Below are 17,540 nucleotides of genomic sequence, written 5' to 3'. Positions count from 1 at the left end.
CGGGTGGGTTCCGCTGTTCGCTGATATCGAGTGTAGTCATTCATGGGTACTGGGTAAACTGCAAACTTTTTGTAAGTAAGCAGGGAACTTTCCTAGTTTTGCGCGCGGTATTGTCCGGTTTTTCCACGGTTGTCTTGTGGCGCGCTTAGACCATGGTCCAATGGCCCGTGCCAGAGCCTTCGCGCGATCATTTCAGATGATGGCCGGCTATTGTTCGGCCCCCTCGCAGTACCGTGGCCAGCACGTGCCACAGGTTGTTTACTCGCCTTGATTCTGGATGTTTTCTCCCATGTTTGCCCCTTTCCCCCTCGCCCCCGGGCGTCGTGTTGCCGGCTTGTTCCTGTTGTGTGCCGGCGTCAATGCCCAGGCCGCCGGTTTTCTTGAAGACAGCAGTGCAAAGGTCGAAGCACGCAATGTCTATTTCAACCGGGATTTTCGTGACGGCCACAGCAGTTCCAGCCAGGGTGCGTCCAAACGCGAAGAATGGGCACAAGGTTTCATCCTCAATGTGCAGTCGGGTTATACCCAGGGCCCGGTAGGTTTTGGCGTGGATGCGCTGGGCATGTTCGGCTTCAAACTTGACTCCAGCCCGGCGGACAGTAACAGCGGCCTGTTGCCGTCTTCCGGACACGACCCGCGCCACTCGGCCGACCAGTACGCGAAGATGGGCCTGGCGGCCAAGGTCAAGGTTTCCAGTACCGTGCTCAAGTACGGTTCGATGATGCCGGATGTACCGTTGCTCAAGTACAACGATGGCCGCCTGCTGCCGACCATGTTCCATGGCGCCATGCTCACTTCCGAAGAAGTGCGCGACCTGAAGTTCACCCTGGCCCGCCTGGACAAGTACACCGCACGGGATTCCACCGACCGCCAGGACATTCGCGTGCATTGCAAGAACAAGCGCTATGCCTGCGATATCGAGGCTGATCACTTTGACCTGGCTGGTGTCGATTACCGTTTCAACGAACGCTTCAGCGCCCAGTACCAGGTGGCCAAGCTGGAGAACATCTACCGCCAGCACTTCCTCGGCCTGGTCGCCAGCCAGCCATTGGCGGTGGGCAGCCTGTCGGCAGACCTGCGCTTGATCAAGAGTGATGACATCGGCAATGCCCGCGCCGGCGAAATAGACCATCGCGCGTTCAGCGGCATGCTCGGCTACAGCCTGGGTGGCCACAAGCTCAGTGCCGGTTGGCAGCGCATGTATGGCGACAGTGCCATGCCATACCTGGATGGCAGCAACCCGTACCTGGTCAACTATGCCCAGGTCAACGACTTCGCCGCCGCCCAGGAGCGTTCCTGGCAGGTGCGTTATGACTATGACTTCAAGGCCCTGGGCGTGCCTGGCCTGACCTTCTTCACCCGTTACATCAACGGTGACAATATCAAGGTGCCGGGCAGTACGGCCGAAGGCAAAGAATGGGAACGCGACACCGAGTTCAAGTACCAGGTGCAAAGTGGCACGTTCAAGGACGTAAGCGTGCGCCTGCGTAATTCCACTTACCGCAGCAATTATGAAAAATGGGCGCGTGACATGGACGAGACACGGGTCATCGTCAGCTACAACTTCTCCATCTTCTGACGGGGCGCTTTGCCAAATACCGGCAGCCACCTGACAATGGCTGCTGGTTCCCGCAAAGGGCAGGGCAATGAAAGACCTGTTGTTGATCGGCATCGGCCCGGGTGACCCGCGCCAGGTCACCTACGAGGCGGTCGATGCACTGCGCCAGGCCAGTGTGTTCTTCGTGCTCGACAAAGGCGGCGACAAGGACGAACTGCTGCACCTGCGCAAGGCCATCCTGCAACGCTACCGGCCCGAGGGCGGCTACCGCCTGGTGCAGGTGGCCGACCCTGCACGCGATGGCCAGGCCGATGACTACCTGGGCGCGGTGCAGGACTGGCACCGGCAGCGTGCGGCGCTGTATGCCCAACTGATCGAACAGGAGATAGGCGAGGGCGAAACCGGCGCCTTTCTGCTGTGGGGCGAGCCGACGCTGTACGACAGCACCCTGCGCATCCTTGGCCTGGTCCGCGAGCGTGGTGTGGCGCTGCGCCTGCAGGTCATTCCGGGCATCAGCAGCGTGCAGGCGTTGGCAGCGCGCCATCAGGTGCCGCTCAACCGCATCGGTGAGCCGTTGACCGTATTGCCAGGGCGGCGCCTGGCCGGGCAGGGGCAGATCGACAATGTGCTGGTGATGCTCGACGGGCAGTGCGCGTTTGCCCGGCTCGATGATCCGGCGTTGATGATTTACTGGGGCGCGTACCTGGGGACTGCGGATGAGGTGCTGATTGCCGGGCCGTTGCAAACGGTGAAGGCACAGATACTGGAGGTGCGTGAGCGGGAGCGGGCGCGCAAGGGGTGGATCATGGATAGCTACCTGTTGCGCAGGGAGCTGTAGTCAGCTACAGCCTGTGCCGGCCTCTTCGCGGGCTAGCCCGCTGCCACAGGTATTCCACTGCACTCAAACTTGTGCTGACCCTGTGGGAGCGGGCAAGCCCGCGAACCAGGCGACACCGATTTCAAGGGTTACCCAGAATGGCCTGTACCTTGTCGCGCAACTGGTCGATGCTGAACGGCTTGCCGATCAGATGCATGCCCTCCGGTACATTGACGTTCTCGGCATAACCACTGGCGAACAGCACCGGCAACAGCGGCCGCAGGTCGCGCGCCTTGTCGGCCAGCTCTTCGCCACCCATGTCTGGCAACCCCACGTCGGTCAGCATCAGCGCCAACTCCTGGCCCGGGTCCTCGATAATGCGCAGCGCCGCGCCGGCACTGTCCGCCTCGATGACCGTGTAGCCCAGTTCGTCGAGCACTTCGACCATCAGCATGCGTACGATGTCGTCGTCTTCGACTACCAGAAGGTGCATGGTTCGGATCCTGTGCTAATGAATGTCTTTAATCTGTGCTCCAGATGGCAGCAGAAGTTCCCGAGGATACCGGGCACTGCAATCAGATGGAACGTTTGGCGCACGCTGCCTTCAAATACTGGCTAAATGCCCTGCCAGACCCGGCAAAGCTGGTTAGACTCGCTTAACAGGACGGCGCAGTGGCAGATAATGACAAAGACAGATCCGCCACACTTTTCAATGGACTTTTAGCTCGGGCGTTTTCACATGATTCAAGCAGCCTCGATGGACCAGCGAAGCTTCCGCAAGCTGTTGAGCCGCAACATCGGCCTACCCCTGGGGGTTGGCCTGCTGGGGGCCGTGGCCTTCGTTGCGGTGATCAACTACCTGCTTTCGGCCTTGCAGTGGGTCGAGCACACCGACCGGGTGATCGGCAATGCCAACGAAGCGGTCAAACTGTCGATCGACATGGAAACCGGCATGCGTGGCTTCCTGATCACCGGCGATGAGCGTTTCCTCGACCCCTACGAGGTGGCCAAGCCGCGCATTTTCGGCAGCCTGCAGAGCCTGCGCGGCATGGTCGAGGACAACCCGCAACAGGTCGAACGCATCGACCGGCTGATCGCCCTGCAGCAAGCGTGGAACACCTTCGGCAGCGAGATGATCAACTTGCGCCGCAGCCAGGGTGATTACCGCGCCTTGATCGGCAATGGCCGCGGCAAGCGCCTGACCGATGAGATCCGCAAGGAGTTCGACAACCTCATCGGCAGCGAACAACAATTGCGCATGGCGCGCAACGAGCGGGTCAACAGTGTGACCGTCACGGTCATGTCGTCCTTCGTGCTGTTCATCGTCGGCCTCAGCGCCTTGCTGGCCTACCTCGGGCGGCGCGACCTGCTGGCGCTGTCCGCTACCTATGACGAAAATTTCCAGGCCCAGCAGCGCGCCGCCGAACGCCTGGAGCATCAGGCCTGGCTGCGCAACGGGCAGACGCAACTGTCCGAACAGGTGCTCGGCCAGCTGACCTTGCCCATGCTCGGTGACAACATCCTGCGTTTCTTCGCCAGCTACCTGGGCAGCGTGGTAGGCGCGTTGTACGTGCGTGACGAACATGGCCGCCTGGTGCGTGTTGCCAGCTATGGCCTGGATGCCGAGGAGCAGGCGCGCGAGCAGGTACTGGGTGACCACGAGGGGCTGCTGGCCCAGGCCGTGCGCGAAGCGAGGCTGCTGCGCCTGGACGACTTGCCCGAAGACTATTTCCACCTCAGTTCCGGCCTTGGCAGGGGCCTGCCGCGCAGTGCCATGCTGATGCCCTGCAGTGATGACGGGCAGATCAACGGCGTGCTGGAGCTGGGCTTCCTGCGGCCGTTGCAGGAGCGTGACGAAGAGATGCTGCAGCGGGTCCGTGGCAACGTCGGTATTTCCATCGAAAGCGCCCGTTACCGGCAGCGCCTGCAGGAGGTGCTGGCCGAAACCCAGCAACTGAACGAAGAGCTGCAAGTGCAGCAGGAAGAACTTAAAACCGCCAACGAAGAGCTCGAAGAGCAATCCCGCGTGCTCAAGGAGTCCCAGGCCCACCTGGAAACCCAGCAGGCGGAGCTTGAGCAGACCAACGAGCAGCTGTCGGAGCGCACCGAGGCGCTGGACCGCAAGAACGACGAACTGCTCCAGGCCCAGGACGAGCTGCAGGCGCGCGCCGAGGAACTGCAGCGTTCGAGCAAGTACAAGTCCGAATTCCTCGCCAACATGTCCCACGAGTTGCGCACGCCGCTGAACAGCTCGCTGATCCTGGCCAAGCTGCTGGCGGAAAACGGCGAGGGCAACCTCAGCGACGAGCAGGTCAAGTTCGCCGAATCCATCTATTCGGCCGGCAACGACCTGCTCAACCTGATCAACGACATTCTCGACATCGCCAAGGTGGAAGCAGGCAAGCTCGAAGTGCGCCCCGAAAGCACCCAGTTGGAACGCCTGGTCGAAGGCCTGCGTGGCATGTTCGAGCCGTTGGCCGGGCACAAGGGCCTTGCCTTCGAGGTGACCACCGAGGCGCAGGTCCCGGCCACGCTGTTCACCGACCGCCAGCGCCTGGAGCAGATTCTCAAGAACCTGCTGTCCAACGCCATCAAGTTCACCGAGCGCGGCCAGGTCAGCCTGAACATCGGTTACCAGCCTGGCACCGGCATCGTCTTTGCCGTGCGCGATACCGGCATCGGCATCGCCGCCGACCAGCAGCAGGCGATCTTCGGCGCATTCCACCAGGTGGATGGCACCAGCAACCGCCGTTATGGCGGCACCGGCCTGGGCCTGTCCATTTCCCGCGACCTGGCGCACCTGCTGGGTGGGCAGATCAGCGTCGACAGCAGCCCCGGCCAGGGCAGTGTATTCAGCCTGATCCTGCCGGAGCGCTATGAGCGCGTGGCGCAGGATATCGAGCCGCTCAGCCTGCGCCCTGCGGTCGATAGCCTGCCACCCGCGCCGCAGGCACCAGTGGTGGCGGCACCGAAACGCCCGACACCAGTGTTTGCCGATGACCGTGAGCGCGCGCCGTTCGGCAACCGCTGCATCCTGGTGATCGAAGACGAACCGAACTTCGCCCGCATCCTCTTCGACCTGGCCCACGAGCTGGGTTACAGCTGCCTGGTGGCGCAGGGCGCCGACGAGGGCTTCGAACTGGCCGTGCAGTACATCCCCGATGCCATCCTGCTGGACATGCGCCTGCCCGACCATTCCGGCCTGACCGTGCTGCAACGCCTGAAGGAGCAAGCGAGCACCCGGCACATCCCGGTGCATATCATTTCCGTTGAGGACCGCGTCGAGGCCGCCATGCACATGGGTGCCGTCGGCTACGCGGTCAAGCCCACCAGCCGTGAACAACTCAAGGAAGTTTTCGCCCGGCTGGAGGCCAAGCTGACCCAGAAGCTCAAGCACATCCTGCTGGTGGAAGACGACGACCTGCAGCGCGAGAGCATTGCCCGCCTGATCGGCGACGACGATGTCGAGATCACCGCTGTGGCCATGGCCCAGGATGCCCTGGCGTTGCTGCGCGAGAATATCTACGACTGCATGATCATCGACCTCAAGCTGCCGGACATGCTCGGCAACGAGTTGCTCAAGCGCATGACCGCCGAAGACATCCGTGCCTTCCCGCCGGTGATCGTGTATACCGGGCGCAACCTTACCCGCGAAGAAGAAGCCGACCTGCTCAAGTATTCGCGCTCGATCATCATCAAGGGCGCCCGCTCGCCGGAGCGCCTGCTCGACGAAGTGACGCTGTTCCTGCACAAGGTCGAGTCGCAGCTGTCCAACGAACGCCAGCGCATGCTCAAGACCGCGCGCAGCCGCGACAAGGTTTTCGAAGGCCGCAAGGTGCTGCTGGTGGACGACGACGTGCGCAACATCTTTGCCCTGACCAGCGCGCTGGAGCACAAGGGCGCGATCGTCGAAATCGGCCGCAACGGCCGCGAGGCCATCGAGCGCCTGGAGCAGCATGACGACATCGACCTGGTGTTGATGGATGTGATGATGCCGGAAATGGACGGCTTCGAGGCTACCCGGCTGATCCGCCAGCAACCACGCTGGCGCAAGCTGCCGATCATTGCCGTGACCGCCAAGGCGATGAAGGATGACCAGCAGCGTTGCCTGCAGGCTGGCGCCAACGATTACCTGGCCAAACCGATCGACCTGGACCGCTTGTTCTCGCTGATCCGTGTGTGGCTGCCGCAACTGGAGCGAATTTGACTAGCGAACGTAACACCGATATCGAAATCCGCTTGCTGATCGAGGCCATCTACCTCAAGTACAGCTACGATTTCCGCAACTATTCCGGCGCGTCGATCAAGCGCCGGATCCTGCATGCGCTGCGCCAGTTCGACTGCCTGACGGTGTCGGCGCTGCAGGAGCGCGTGCTGCACGACCCTGGCATGTTCATGCAGTTGCTGCAGTACCTGACGATCCCGGTCAGCGAGATGTTCCGCGACCCGGGGCACTACCTGGCGCTGCGCAACGAAGTGGTGCCGCTGCTGCGCACCTGGCCGTCGATCAAGGTGTGGATTGCCGGCTGCAGCACGGGCGAGGAGGTGTATTCGATGGCCATCCTGCTACGCGAGGAGGGCCTGCTGGAGCGCACCATCATCTATGCCACCGACATCAACCCGCATTCGCTGGACAAGGCCAAGCAGGGTATCTATTCGATGCAGAGCATGCGCGAGTACGCCGAAAACTATCGCATCGCCGGTGGCCGACGGGACTTTGCCGAGTACTACACGGCAGCCTACGGCAACGCCATCATGGACAGTACCCTGCGAGACAACGTGACTTTCGCCGACCACAGCCTGGCCACCGACAGCGTGTTTTCCGAAACCCAGCTGGTGTCGTGCCGCAACGTGCTCATCTACTTCAACAAGGAACTGCAGGACCGCGCCCTGGGCCTGTTCCACGAGTCCCTGTGCCACCGCGGCTTCCTGGTGCTGGGCAGCAAGGAATCGGTGGATTTCTCCGCCTACAGCGAGCGCTTCGAGCCGCTGGTCAAGCCCGAACGGATCTACCGCAAGTCATGAAAGGCGTACGCGCGATGGTGATCGGCGCCTCGGCCGGCGGCGTTACAGCGCTATTCAGTGTGCTGTGCGCGTTGCCGGCCGGCTTCGCCATTCCGGTGATATGCGTGCTGCACCTGCCGGATGACCGCCACAGCCAGCTGGCCGAGGTGCTGCAACGTCGCCTGCGGCGGCCAGTGTGCGAGGCCTGTGACAAACAGCCGCTGCGCCCCGGGCAGATCTACGTGGCCGGGCCGGGTTATCACCTGTCGGTGGAGCGTGACCTGACCCTGTCGCTGAGCCAGGAGCCGCCGGTGCATTTTTCCCGGCCGGCGATCGACTACCTGTTCATGTCGGCGGCCGATGCCTATGGTGCCGGCCTGCTGGGCATGTTGCTCACCGGGGCCAACGAGGATGGCGCAGAAGGCCTTGCCTATATCAAGCGCAACGGGGGCCGGACCGTGGTCCAGGACCCTTGCGACGCACAGGTGGCGCTGATGCCGGAGGCCGCACTGGCCCTGCACCAGCCCGACCATATTCTTTCTCTGAGTGGCATCGAGCGATTGCTCGCTGCCCTGGAACCCAGCGCATGCTAAGCCACACCATCGCCAAACTGCTGATCGTCGACGACCTGCCAGAAAACCTGCTGGCCCTCGACGCCCTGATTCAGGGCCAAGACCGCGAGGTGCACCAGGCCGAGTCGGCCGAGGCAGCGTTGTCACTGTTGCTCGAGCACGAGTTCGCCCTGGCCATCCTCGACGTGCAGATGCCGGGCATGAACGGTTTCGAGCTGGCCGAGCTGATGCGCGGCACGGAAAAGACCCGCAACATCCCCATCGTGTTCGTCACTGCCGCCGGGCGCGAGATGAACTACGCGTTCAAGGGTTATGAAAGCGGCGCGGTGGACTTTCTGCACAAGCCGCTCGACACCCTGGCGGTGAAGAGCAAGGTGTCGGTGTTCGTCGACCTGTACCGCCAGCGCAAGGTGCTCGACCGCCAATTGCAGGCCCTGGAACGCAGCCGCCAGGAGCAGGAACTGCTGCTGGCCCAGCTGCAGACGGCGCGGGGTGAACTGGAGCATGCCGTGCGCATGCGCGATGACTTCATGTCGATCGTGTCCCACGAGGTGCGCACCCCGCTCAATGGCCTGATTCTGGAAACCCAGCTGCGCAAGCTGCACCTGGCACGCGGCAACCTTGCCGCCTTCAGCGTCGACAAGCTGCAGGCCATGGTCGAGCGCGACGAGCGGCAGATCAACAGCCTGATCCGCCTGGTCGAAGACATGCTCGATGTATCGCGCATCCGCACCGGCAAACTGTCGCTGCGGCCCAAGGCGTTCGACCTGGGCCTGCTAGTGCGTGGCCTGGTGGAAAACTTTGCCGCCCAGGCCAGCGCACTGGACACCCATTTCGAGTTGCAACGCTGCGAACCGCTGCTGGGCGAGTGGGACGAGTTTCGCATCGAGCAGGTGTTGGCCAACCTGTTGTCCAATGCCTTGCGTTATGGTGAGCGCAAACCGGTGCAGGTGCGGGTATTCGAGCAGGACGGCCTGGCCTGCGTGCAGGTGCAGGACCATGGCATCGGCATCTGCGTTGCCAACCAGCAGCGCATATTCCAGCAGTTCGAGCGGGTCGCCACCCAGCAGGCCAGTGGTGGGTTGGGCCTGGGGCTGTACATATCGGAGCAGATCGTCCAGGCCCATGGCGGGCGCATATTGGTGGAGAGTGAAGAGGGCAAAGGCGCCACCTTCACCTTGCAATTGCCACTGGCAACCTGCGAAAAACAAAACGACCAGGCAAGGGCAACCTCTGCGTGAGCCTGGGGTCTGATGGCCAGCTGTAAGTATTTCAAGGCGTTGACATGAGTGAAGATGCACAAGATGTAGTACTGGTGGTCGAGGACGAACCGGCGATTCGCATGATCCTGCGTGATTACCTGGCAGGCGAGGGCTACCACGTGCTGGTGGCCGAGGATGGCGAGCAGGCGTTCGCGATCCTGGCGAGCAAGCCGCACCTCGACCTGATGGTGACGGACTTCCGCTTGCCGGGCGGGATTTCCGGGGTGGACATTGCCGAGCCGGCAGTGAAGTTGCGGCCGGACCTGAAGGTGATCTTCATCAGCGGCTATCCGGCGGAGATTCTCGAGTCCGGCAGCCCGATCACCCGCAAGGCACCGATCCTGGCCAAGCCGTTCGACCTGGATACCTTGCACGAGCAGATCCAGTCGCTCCTGCGCTAGCCTGCACTGGCCCTTTCGCGGGTAAACCCGCTCCCACAGGAACTGTGCAAGTCTCAAGGTTTGCACAGTTCCTGTGGGAGCGGGTTTACCCGCGAAAGGGCCGGAACAGGCTAGCGCAGTGTCCGCTCCAGCCCACCCACCAGCATGCTTTCCATCAACCCCAGCCCCTGTTCTTCGGGCAAGGCCTTCAACAGCCCCGGCAACTGGTTCAGCAGTGTCGCCACCACATGCGCGGTGGCCATCAAGGCCTCCCCCTGCAACTTCGCCTGCGGTGCGATCAACCTCAGCAACCCCGCCTCATAGCGCTTGCGCAACAAGGCCAGGCGCGCCTGCTGGTCGTCGCTCAGGCAACAGAAGTCGCGCTCCGCCAGGCGAAACTGCATGGGCCGCTCGGCATGCAGCTGCCAGTGCGCGGCAATCAGGCAACTCAGCGCCGACGACCCGCGAGCCATTGCCCGGCGCCCCTGGTCCAGGGTGGCCTGCAATTCCTCGTACAACTCCTCGATCAGGTCGTACAGCAGGTCCTGCTTGCTGGGGAAGTGGTGATACAGCGAGCCTGCGGTAAGCCCCACATGGGCCGCCAGCTCGCGCATGCTGACCTGGCCGAAGCCCTTTTCGGCAAACAGCGCCATGGCCCGGTCACGTCGCTCTTCAAAGTTGGCACAGCGCATCGCGGCATTGACCGGGGGCATGGTGTTCGCTCCTCAGTAGGTGAAGAAACCGCGGCCGCTCTTGCGCCCCAGCCAACCGGCCGCGACCATTTCCTTGAGCAGCGGGGCAGGGCGGTACTTGCTGTCGTTGAAGCCTTCATGGAAGGCCTCCATGATCGCCAGCAGGGTGTCCAGGCCGATCAGGTCGGCCAGGGCCAGCGGGCCGATCGGCTGGTTGCAGCCCAGGCGCATGCCGGTGTCGATGTCCTCGGCACTGGCCAGGCCTTCCTGGCGCACGAAGATCGCTTCGTTGATCATCGGCACCAGGATGCGGTTGACCACGAACCCAGGGCGGTTGCCGGCGGTGATCGGGGTCTTTCCGACCTTTTCGGTCACCACCAGCGCCTGGGCGTAGGTGCTGTCGCTGGTCTGCAGGCCGCGAATGATCTCGACCAGCGCCATCATCGGCACCGGGTTGAAGAAATGCACGCCGATGAAGCGTTCGGGGTGCTCGATGCCTGCCGCCAGCTGGGTGACCGACAGCGACGAGGTGTTGGTGGCGATCAGGCAGTCGGCGGCGACGTTGGCGGCCACCTGCTGCAGGATGCGCTGCTTGAGCTGCAGGTTCTCGGTGGCGGCTTCGATCACCATTTGCGCGCTGCTGAGCTGGGTGTAGTCGGTGCTGGTGCGAATGCGGGTGCGGGCAGCTGCCGCCTTGTCGGCGTCGAGGGTACCCTTGGCGACCTGGCGCTCGAGGTTCTTGCTCAAGGTGGCCACGCCGCGCTCCAGCGCAGCGTCGGACACGTCCACCAGCAGCACCTGGTAGCCGGCCACCGCACACACCTGGGCAATGCCGTTGCCCATGGTGCCTGCGCCGATCACGGCAATCTGTTCAATGCTCATGTGTCAGGCTCCCTCAGACGCGCTCGAAGACCAAGGCGATGCCTTGGCCACCACCGATGCACATGGTGGCCAGGGCATAGCGGCCCTGGATGCGCTGCAGCTCATGGATGGCCTTGGTGGCGATGATCGCGCCGGTGGCACCCACCGGGTGACCCAGGGAAATGCCCGAACCGTTGGGGTTGACCTTTTCCGGGTCGAAGCCCAGTTCGCGAGCCACGGCGCAGGCCTGGGCAGCGAAGGCTTCGTTGGACTCGATCACGTCCAGGTCCTGCACACTCAGGCCGGTCTTCTCCAGCACCTTGCGGGTGGCCGGGATCGGGCCAAGGCCCATCAGTTCAGGCTCGACGCCGGCATGGGCATAGCCCACCAGGCGGGCCAGGGGCTTCAGGCCCAGGCGGCGCACCGCATCACCAGTGGCCAGTACCAGGCCGCCAGCGCCGTCGTTGATGCCACTGGCGTTGCCGGCGGTAACGGTACCGTCTTTCTTGAACACCGCCTTCATCCCTGCCAGTTGCTCGGCGGTCACCTCGCCACGCACATGCTCGTCGGTGCTGAACTGAACGCTGCCCTTGCGGGTTTTCAGTTCCAGCGGAACGATCTGGCTGGCGAAGCGGCCCTCGGCAATGGCGCGGGCAGCGCGGCGCTGGCTGGTCAGGGCCAGTTCATCCTGCATTTCTCGGGTAATGCCGTGCTTGGCCGCAACGTTCTCGGCGGTGATGCCCATATGGAAGTGTTCGAACGGGTCCTGCAGCACGCCGACGGTGTAGTCGATGCCTTGCAGGTCACCCATGCGAGCGCCCCAGCGTGCCTGCGGCAGCAGGTACGGGCCACGGCTCATGGATTCGGCGCCCGCCGCCACGGCCACATCGGTGTCGCCCAGCAGCAGGCATTGGGCTGCCGAGACGATGGCCTGCAGGCCCGAGCCGCACAGGCGGTTGACGTTGAATGCCGGGGTTTCCTTGGGGATGCCGGCGTTCATTGCCGCTACGCGGGCCAGGTAGGCGTCACGCGGTTCGGTGGGGATCACCGTGCCCATCACCAGGTGGCCGACTTGCTCGGCGGCCACGCCCGAGCGCTCGATGGCGGCGCGGGTGATGGCGCTGGCCAGGTCGGCCAGCGGCAGGTCCTTGAGGGAACCGCCAAAGCCACCAATGGCTGAACGGACGGCACTGACGACGTAGATTTCTGCGCTGCTCATAGGGGCTCCGATTGCGAAGGCATGGCGGGACCGGGCCAGGCTCTGCGAGAATGGCCGACGATCCCGGAGTGGGACCGAGTCTAGGCAAAGGCTCTGTAGCAGCCTATGCCGGAACTGTTCAGACAACCTGGCACTTTTTGCCACTCAGCATAGACAGCGAAAACCGCCATGCGCGATAGCGATTCGGTCGCCGTGTACTTCCTCAATGCCATGCTCCACGCCCTGCGCGACTGCCCCGCCGAACGCGATGCGCAGCTGCGTGCGGTGGGCATCGACCCACAACTGCTCGAGCAGCCCCAGGCCCGGGTACCGGCCAAGGCCTTCGCCCAGCTGTGGCTGGCGCTGATCCAGCGCCTGGACGATGAGTTCTTCCGCCTCGACAGCCACGGCATGCCGCCGGGCAGTTTCGCCCTGATCTGCCGGGGCCTGATCCTGGAGCCGAACCTGGAGAAGGCCTTGCGCCAGTGCATGGGCGGTTTTGGCCTGTTCCTGCGCGATCTGCGCGGCAGCCTGACGCTGCGTGGCGGGCGGGCGCTGATCAGCGTGCAGTCGAGCATCGCCGACCCGCTGACCCGGGTATATGCCGAGGAAACCTACCTGGTGCTGATGATCGGCATGCTGTGTTGGCTGGCCGGGCGGCGGATCGCCATCGACCGCACCGAGCTGGCGGTGTCGCGCCCGGCCCAGGAAGACGACCTGCTGCTGTGGGGGCCGGACCTGCGCCTGGGCAGCGGGCGCACCGAGGTGGAGTTCGACAGCGCCTACCTGCGCCTGCCGGTGGTGCAGGATGTGGCGGCCCTGAAAACCTTCCTGCGCAGTGCGCCACAGGGGCTGGTGATTCGCTTTCGCAACCAGAACGGGCTGGTGGCCGAAGTATACCGGCACCTGCGGGCGCGGCGTTATGGGCAGTGGCCGACGCTGGCGGCGCTGGCGCAGCAGCAGGGGGTCAGTGCCAGTACTTTCCGTCGGCAGCTGGAGCGGGAAGGGCGTTCGTACCAGCAGATCAAGGATGAGGTGCGTCGGGCAATGGCCTTCGAGCGGTTGCGCGAAGGGGAGTTGAGCATTGCCGAGATTGCCGAGCAGACCGGGTTCCAGGAGCCCAGTGCGTTTCACCGGGCGTTCAAGAAGTGGACCGGGCAGAGCCCTGGCAGCTACCGGGCGCGGTTGGCCGGGCGTTGAGATGTTGCCAGTGCCGGCCTCTTCGCGGGTAAACCCGCTCCCACAGGGGACTCACAGAATCTGAAAAATGTGCTGTACCTGTGGGAGCGGGTTCACCCGCGAAGAGGCCGGTACAGGCTACCGCTCAATGATCAGGCCGGCACCATGGCAAACCCGACCCCGAAGCGGTTCCAGGCATTGATGGCGGCAATTGCCAGGGTCAGGTTGGCCACCTCGGCCGGCTCGAAGTGTTCCTGCAAGGCTTCATATTCGCCCTGCGGCGCGCCATGCTCGGGCAGCCTGGTCAGGCTCTCCACCCAGGCCAGCGCAGCACGTTCGCGCGGGGTGAAGTAGGCGGTTTCCTGCCAGACGCACAGGGTCTGCAGGCGTGCCTCGGTCTCACCGGCCTTGCGCGCGTCGTTGGCGTGCAGGTTGACGCAGTAGGCGCAGCCGTTGATCTGCGAAGCCCGCAGGCGCACCAGTTCCAGCAGGGAATTCTCCAGGCCGCTCTTGGCCAGGGCCTGCTCCAGGCCGACCATGGCTTTGTAGGCCTCGGGGGCGTGCTTGGCCCATTCGATACGGTTGTGCATGTTTATCTCCAGTATTCGAGGCTGGCATCGTCCCTGTAGGAGCAGCCTTGCGCTGCGAAAGCGCCCGTGCGGGCAGTGCCGATTTGGCGCATGGCGCTTTCGCAGCGCAAGGCTGCTCCTACAGGGAAATGCGTTGCTGGTTGAAAGTGAGCTGATGGTAGCGCCGGCCCAGGTCCTCCCCGATAGCCAATCACGCGCATAAACGGGAGGCCAATCGGCCATTCGGGAGGCCACTGACAGGCATCCAATCTCTTCATTTCTGCCAGGCCGCCGAAGCCCGGATAATGATCAGGTCTTGCAACAGGGGAATCGATTCATGTCCGAAGAACGCTACATGCGCGAAGCGCTCGACCTGGCCCGCGCCAACATTCAGGCCGGTGGCCGGCCCTTCGGTGCCGTGCTGGTGTACCAGGGGCAGGTGCTGGCGCGTGCGGTCAACGAGATCCACAGCACCCAGGACCCGACCGCCCACGCCGAGATGCAGGCCATCCGCAAGGCCAGCCATGCCCTGGGTCAGGCACGCCTGGACGGCGCCGAAATCTACGCCAGCGGCCACCCATGCCCGATGTGCCTGGCGGCCATGCACCTGTGCGGTATCGAGCGGGCCTGGTTTGCCTACGACAACGCCGAGGGCGAACCCTACGGCTTGTCCACCGCGGCGGTATACGCGCAGATGGCTCGCCCGCCCCAGCAACAGAGCCTGCCGCTGCGCGCCCTGAAGCCCAGCGGCGAAGCCGGTCTTTACCTTGAGTGGAAACAGGCCAACGCACAATGAGAGCAGCATTGAACCTGCTGCTGGTCATGCTGCTGGCACTGAACCTGCGGCCGATCCTGACCAGCATCGGCCCGTTGCTCGAACCCATGCGCGCAAGTACTGGCCTGGGTTACCAGCAGGCGGCCTTGCTGACGGCGTTGCCGGTGCTGTGCATGGGCCTGGTGCCCTTGCTTCAACCCTGGTTGCGGCGCTGGATCAGCGAACACGGCGGCATGCTCGCTGGCCTGTCTGCCATCGCCCTGGCCTGCCTGTGGCGCCTGCAACTGGGCAGCGCCTGGGCGCTGATTGCCAGTGCGGTGGTCGCCGGCCTGGGGGTGGCGGTAGTGCAGGGCATGATGCCGGGGCTGGTCAACCGCTGGTTTCCCGGCCGCCTGGCAGGGGCGATGGGCCTGTATTCGGCAGCGCTGATGAGCGGCGGCGGCCTGGCCGCCGTGCTCGGGCCACACATCAGTGGCTACTTCGGCCACTGGCAGGTCGGCCTGGGCGTGTGGGCGATCCCGGCCGTGCTGGCGGTGCTGGCCTGGGCCGTGCTGCGGCCACGCCAGGAGGCGCCGAAACTTGCCGGTGCCACCGGCGGTCACTGGTTCGGTACGCGTCGGGCCTGGTTGCTGGCGCTGTACTTTGGCTTGATCAACGGCGGCTACACCAGCATGGTGGCCTGGTTGCCGGCCTATCACATCGAGCATGGTGGCAGCGTCCAGGGCGGTGCCGACCTGGTGGGCCTGATGACCATCTTCCAGGTGGCCGGCGCACTGGGCCTGCCGCTGTTGCTGCGGCGCTGGGCAGACCGGCGCCCGGGCCTGTGGCTGGCCTTGGCGATCCAGCTGGTGGGTTTTCTCGGCCTGCTGCTGGCACCCACGCTGGCCTCGGGGCTGTGGGTGGCGATGATCGGTTTCGGCCTGGGCGCCTGCTTCAGCCAGAGCCTGACGCTTACCTTGGAGCACCTGAAGACGCCTGCCGAGGCTGGCAGCCTGGCGGCGTTCGTGCAGGGCATCGGCTTCATCATCACCGGCATCGTGCCTTACGTCACCGGCTGGTTGCGCGACATGAGCGGTGATTTCCAGGCCTCATGGACGCTGCTGACCGTGAACGTGGTGGCGATGCTGCTGGTTACCACGTGGTTCAACCCTCGCGGTTATGCCGCGGCGATTGCCCGCCCGGTAGTGGCGGGCAAGGCCGCACCGGTCAACTGAGGCGCTGCAGGGTGTCGCGCACCCGGTCCAGCGCCGGGTCGATGTCCAGCAGCTCGATGGCGCCGAAGCCCAGCAACAGCCCCGGGCGCACTGGCGCTTCGCTGAAGAACGGCGCCAGCGAATACAGGCCGACCTCCACCTTGCGTGCGAGGTTGGCCAGCATCTCGACATCGACCCCAGGTCTGGCCAGGGCGCTGAGGTGGAACCCGGCGCTGGCGGGGATGGCGCTGAACCACGGTGCCAGGTCGCCGCCCAGCCGCGCGAGGATGCGTTCGCGACGGGCGCTGTAGACCTCGTGGCAACGGCGGATGTGCTTGTTCAGGTGGCCTTCGCCGAGAAAGCGCGCCAGTGCCCACTGCAACAGGGTCGGGCTGTGCCAGTCGCTGAGGTGCTTGGCCACGCAGGCGGCCTTCAACACGTCGGGCGGCAGTACGGCGTAGCCCAGGCGCAACTCGGGCAGCAAGGTCTTGGAAAAGGTCCCCACATAGGCCACCAGGCCATGGCGGTCGAGGCGCTGCAGAGCGTCGGCGGCTGGGCCGTGGTAGCGGAACTCGCAGTCGTAGTCGTCTTCGATGATCAACGCACCCAGCTCGGCGGCCCGTGCCAGCAGGGCGTGCCGGCGTGGCTCGCTCATCGGCATGCCCAGCGGGAACTGGTGCGAGGGCGTCACATAGATCAGCCGGGTGCCGTCGGCGATCTGCTCCACGCACAGCCCTTCATCGTCCACCGGTACCGATTGCAGGCGCGCGCCGAGGGCCAGGAACAGTTGCCGCGCTGGCGGGTAGCCCGGGTCTTCCATGGCTACCTGGCAACCCGGCTCGACTAGCACCCGTGCGATCAGGTCCAGTGCCTGCTGGGCGCCGTTGCACACCAGCAGGTCAGCGGCGCTGCAGTGCACGCCGCGGGCATAGGCGACATGATGGGCAATGGCCTCGCGCAGCTCCGGCAGGCCCTGGGCAGGGAACTGCCGTTCGGGATGGCGCTGGCTGCGGCGCAGGGCATAGTTCAGGCAACTGCGCCACTGGTCGAACGGGAACTGCGCCTTGCTCGAGGCCCCGCCGATGAAGTCGTAACGCGACGGAGCCTCCAGCTGGCGTCGGCTCAGCACGGTGGCGCGCTGCTGCCAGCGCTCGAGCGACGCGGCACCAGCCAGGGGAATGGCAGGCGATTCGCTGCTGCGCAGCGGCTGGCGCGGGGTGACGAAGGTGCCCCGGCCGACCACGCCGCTCAGCAGGTTGTCGTAGGTCAGCCGGGAATAGGCCTCGGCCACGGTCTTGCGCGACACGCCCAGCTGCTCTGCCAGCAGGCGGCTTGGCGGCAGTTGGGTGCCGGCGGCCAGGTGGCCGCTGTCGATGCCGGCGCGCAATTGCCGGTAAAGCTGGTCGGCCAGGCCTTTGCGGCCTTCCAGGCGAATGTGCAGTTCCATGGAGCGGTCCGGAGCGGGGAAGTGCTCAGGATA

General features: G+C 64.4%; 16 protein-coding genes. 10 read left to right on the top strand and 6 right to left on the bottom strand.

From position 1 onward, the window contains the following. Positions 1-289: 289 nt before the first annotated feature. A complete protein-coding gene (locus M1D87_RS16480) occupies positions 290-1,579 on the top strand; it encodes an OprD family porin (protein ID WP_039613930.1) in 1,290 nt (429 codons plus the stop codon). A gap of 67 nt (positions 1,580-1,646) precedes the next feature. Continuing rightward, positions 1,647-2,396, top strand: coding sequence for a precorrin-6A synthase (deacetylating) (cobF, locus tag M1D87_RS16475; RefSeq protein WP_123084532.1), 750 nt, complete (start codon positions 1,647-1,649; stop codon positions 2,394-2,396). A 121-nt stretch (positions 2,397-2,517) separates the two neighbouring features. Here cobF and M1D87_RS16470 read toward each other — a convergent pair whose 3' ends face one another. After that, on the bottom strand, positions 2,518-2,868 hold the full coding sequence (locus M1D87_RS16470) for a response regulator (protein ID WP_123084533.1): 351 nt from the start codon (positions 2,866-2,868) through the stop codon (positions 2,518-2,520). A gap of 246 nt (positions 2,869-3,114) precedes the next feature. Between M1D87_RS16470 and M1D87_RS16465 the strand changes: the two genes are divergently transcribed. The 5 genes from M1D87_RS16465 to M1D87_RS16445 are packed head-to-tail and all read left to right on the top strand — an operon-like array spanning position 3,115 to position 9,614. Beyond that, complete coding sequence (locus tag M1D87_RS16465) at positions 3,115-6,582, top strand: response regulator (RefSeq protein WP_123084534.1); 3,468 nt, start codon at positions 3,115-3,117, stop codon at positions 6,580-6,582. Beyond that, entirely contained in the window at positions 6,579-7,400 is an 822-nt protein-coding gene (locus M1D87_RS16460; RefSeq protein WP_003259474.1) for a CheR family methyltransferase, read from the top strand. The genes M1D87_RS16465 and M1D87_RS16460 overlap by 4 nt, the downstream gene beginning before the upstream one ends. Continuing rightward, positions 7,397-7,972, top strand: coding sequence for a chemotaxis protein CheB (locus M1D87_RS16455; protein WP_123084535.1), 576 nt, complete (start codon positions 7,397-7,399; stop codon positions 7,970-7,972). Before M1D87_RS16460 ends, M1D87_RS16455 begins: the two co-directional genes overlap by 4 nt. Continuing rightward, positions 7,966-9,192, top strand: a complete 1,227-nt coding sequence (locus M1D87_RS16450; protein ID WP_123084536.1) for a hybrid sensor histidine kinase/response regulator — start codon at positions 7,966-7,968, stop codon at positions 9,190-9,192. The genes M1D87_RS16455 and M1D87_RS16450 overlap by 7 nt, the downstream gene beginning before the upstream one ends. Before the next feature lie 44 nt (positions 9,193-9,236). After that, positions 9,237-9,614 (top strand): response regulator, encoded by a 378-nt coding sequence (locus tag M1D87_RS16445; RefSeq protein ID WP_003256176.1) that lies wholly within the window; start codon positions 9,237-9,239, stop codon positions 9,612-9,614. A 110-nt stretch (positions 9,615-9,724) separates the two neighbouring features. On the opposite strand, the gene M1D87_RS16440 is transcribed toward M1D87_RS16445, so the two are convergent. The 3 genes from M1D87_RS16440 to M1D87_RS16430 are packed head-to-tail and all read right to left on the bottom strand — an operon-like array spanning position 9,725 to position 12,365. Continuing rightward, positions 9,725-10,306, bottom strand: coding sequence for a TetR/AcrR family transcriptional regulator (locus M1D87_RS16440; protein ID WP_061551712.1), 582 nt, complete (start codon positions 10,304-10,306; stop codon positions 9,725-9,727). A 12-nt stretch (positions 10,307-10,318) separates the two neighbouring features. After that, positions 10,319-11,167 (bottom strand): 3-hydroxybutyryl-CoA dehydrogenase, encoded by an 849-nt coding sequence (locus M1D87_RS16435; RefSeq protein ID WP_085720596.1) that lies wholly within the window; start codon positions 11,165-11,167, stop codon positions 10,319-10,321. A 13-nt stretch (positions 11,168-11,180) separates the two neighbouring features. Further along, positions 11,181-12,365 carry an acetyl-CoA C-acyltransferase family protein gene (locus M1D87_RS16430; protein ID WP_013973108.1) on the bottom strand — a complete coding sequence of 395 codons (1,185 nt, stop codon included), beginning with the start codon at positions 12,363-12,365 and terminating at the stop codon, positions 11,181-11,183. A gap of 168 nt (positions 12,366-12,533) precedes the next feature. On the opposite strand from M1D87_RS16430, the gene M1D87_RS16425 reads away from it, so the two are divergent. Next, positions 12,534-13,544: an AraC family transcriptional regulator gene (locus tag M1D87_RS16425; RefSeq protein ID WP_025338699.1), complete on the top strand. Its 1,011-nt coding sequence runs from the start codon at positions 12,534-12,536 to the stop codon at positions 13,542-13,544. A 131-nt stretch (positions 13,545-13,675) separates the two neighbouring features. Here the strand turns inward: M1D87_RS16425 and M1D87_RS16420 are convergent, their stop codons facing one another. Then, positions 13,676-14,113, bottom strand: a complete 438-nt coding sequence (locus M1D87_RS16420) for a carboxymuconolactone decarboxylase family protein (RefSeq protein WP_023661771.1) — start codon at positions 14,111-14,113, stop codon at positions 13,676-13,678. Positions 14,114-14,429: 316 nt separating this feature from the next. Between M1D87_RS16420 and M1D87_RS16415 the strand changes: the two genes are divergently transcribed. Both M1D87_RS16415 and M1D87_RS16410 read left to right on the top strand, forming a co-directional pair. After that, the gene (locus M1D87_RS16415) at positions 14,430-14,888 is read left to right on the top strand and encodes a nucleoside deaminase (RefSeq protein ID WP_039613922.1); all 459 of its coding nucleotides are present in this window, start codon (positions 14,430-14,432) and stop codon (positions 14,886-14,888) included. Then, positions 14,885-16,081 carry a CynX/NimT family MFS transporter gene (locus tag M1D87_RS16410; RefSeq protein ID WP_123084537.1) on the top strand — a complete coding sequence of 399 codons (1,197 nt, stop codon included), beginning with the start codon at positions 14,885-14,887 and terminating at the stop codon, positions 16,079-16,081. Before M1D87_RS16415 ends, M1D87_RS16410 begins: the two co-directional genes overlap by 4 nt. Here M1D87_RS16410 and pdxR read toward each other — a convergent pair. Further along, positions 16,074-17,507 (bottom strand): MocR-like pyridoxine biosynthesis transcription factor PdxR, encoded by a 1,434-nt coding sequence (pdxR, locus tag M1D87_RS16405; RefSeq protein WP_123084538.1) that lies wholly within the window; start codon positions 17,505-17,507, stop codon positions 16,074-16,076. The genes M1D87_RS16410 and pdxR overlap by 8 nt on opposite strands. Between the last annotated feature and the right edge of the window lie 33 nt (positions 17,508-17,540).

It is taken from the genome of Pseudomonas sp. SA233, from assembly GCF_054792385.1.
The sequence above is the reverse complement of the archived record's forward strand: the minus strand, read 5'-3'. Positions and strand labels throughout refer to the sequence as shown.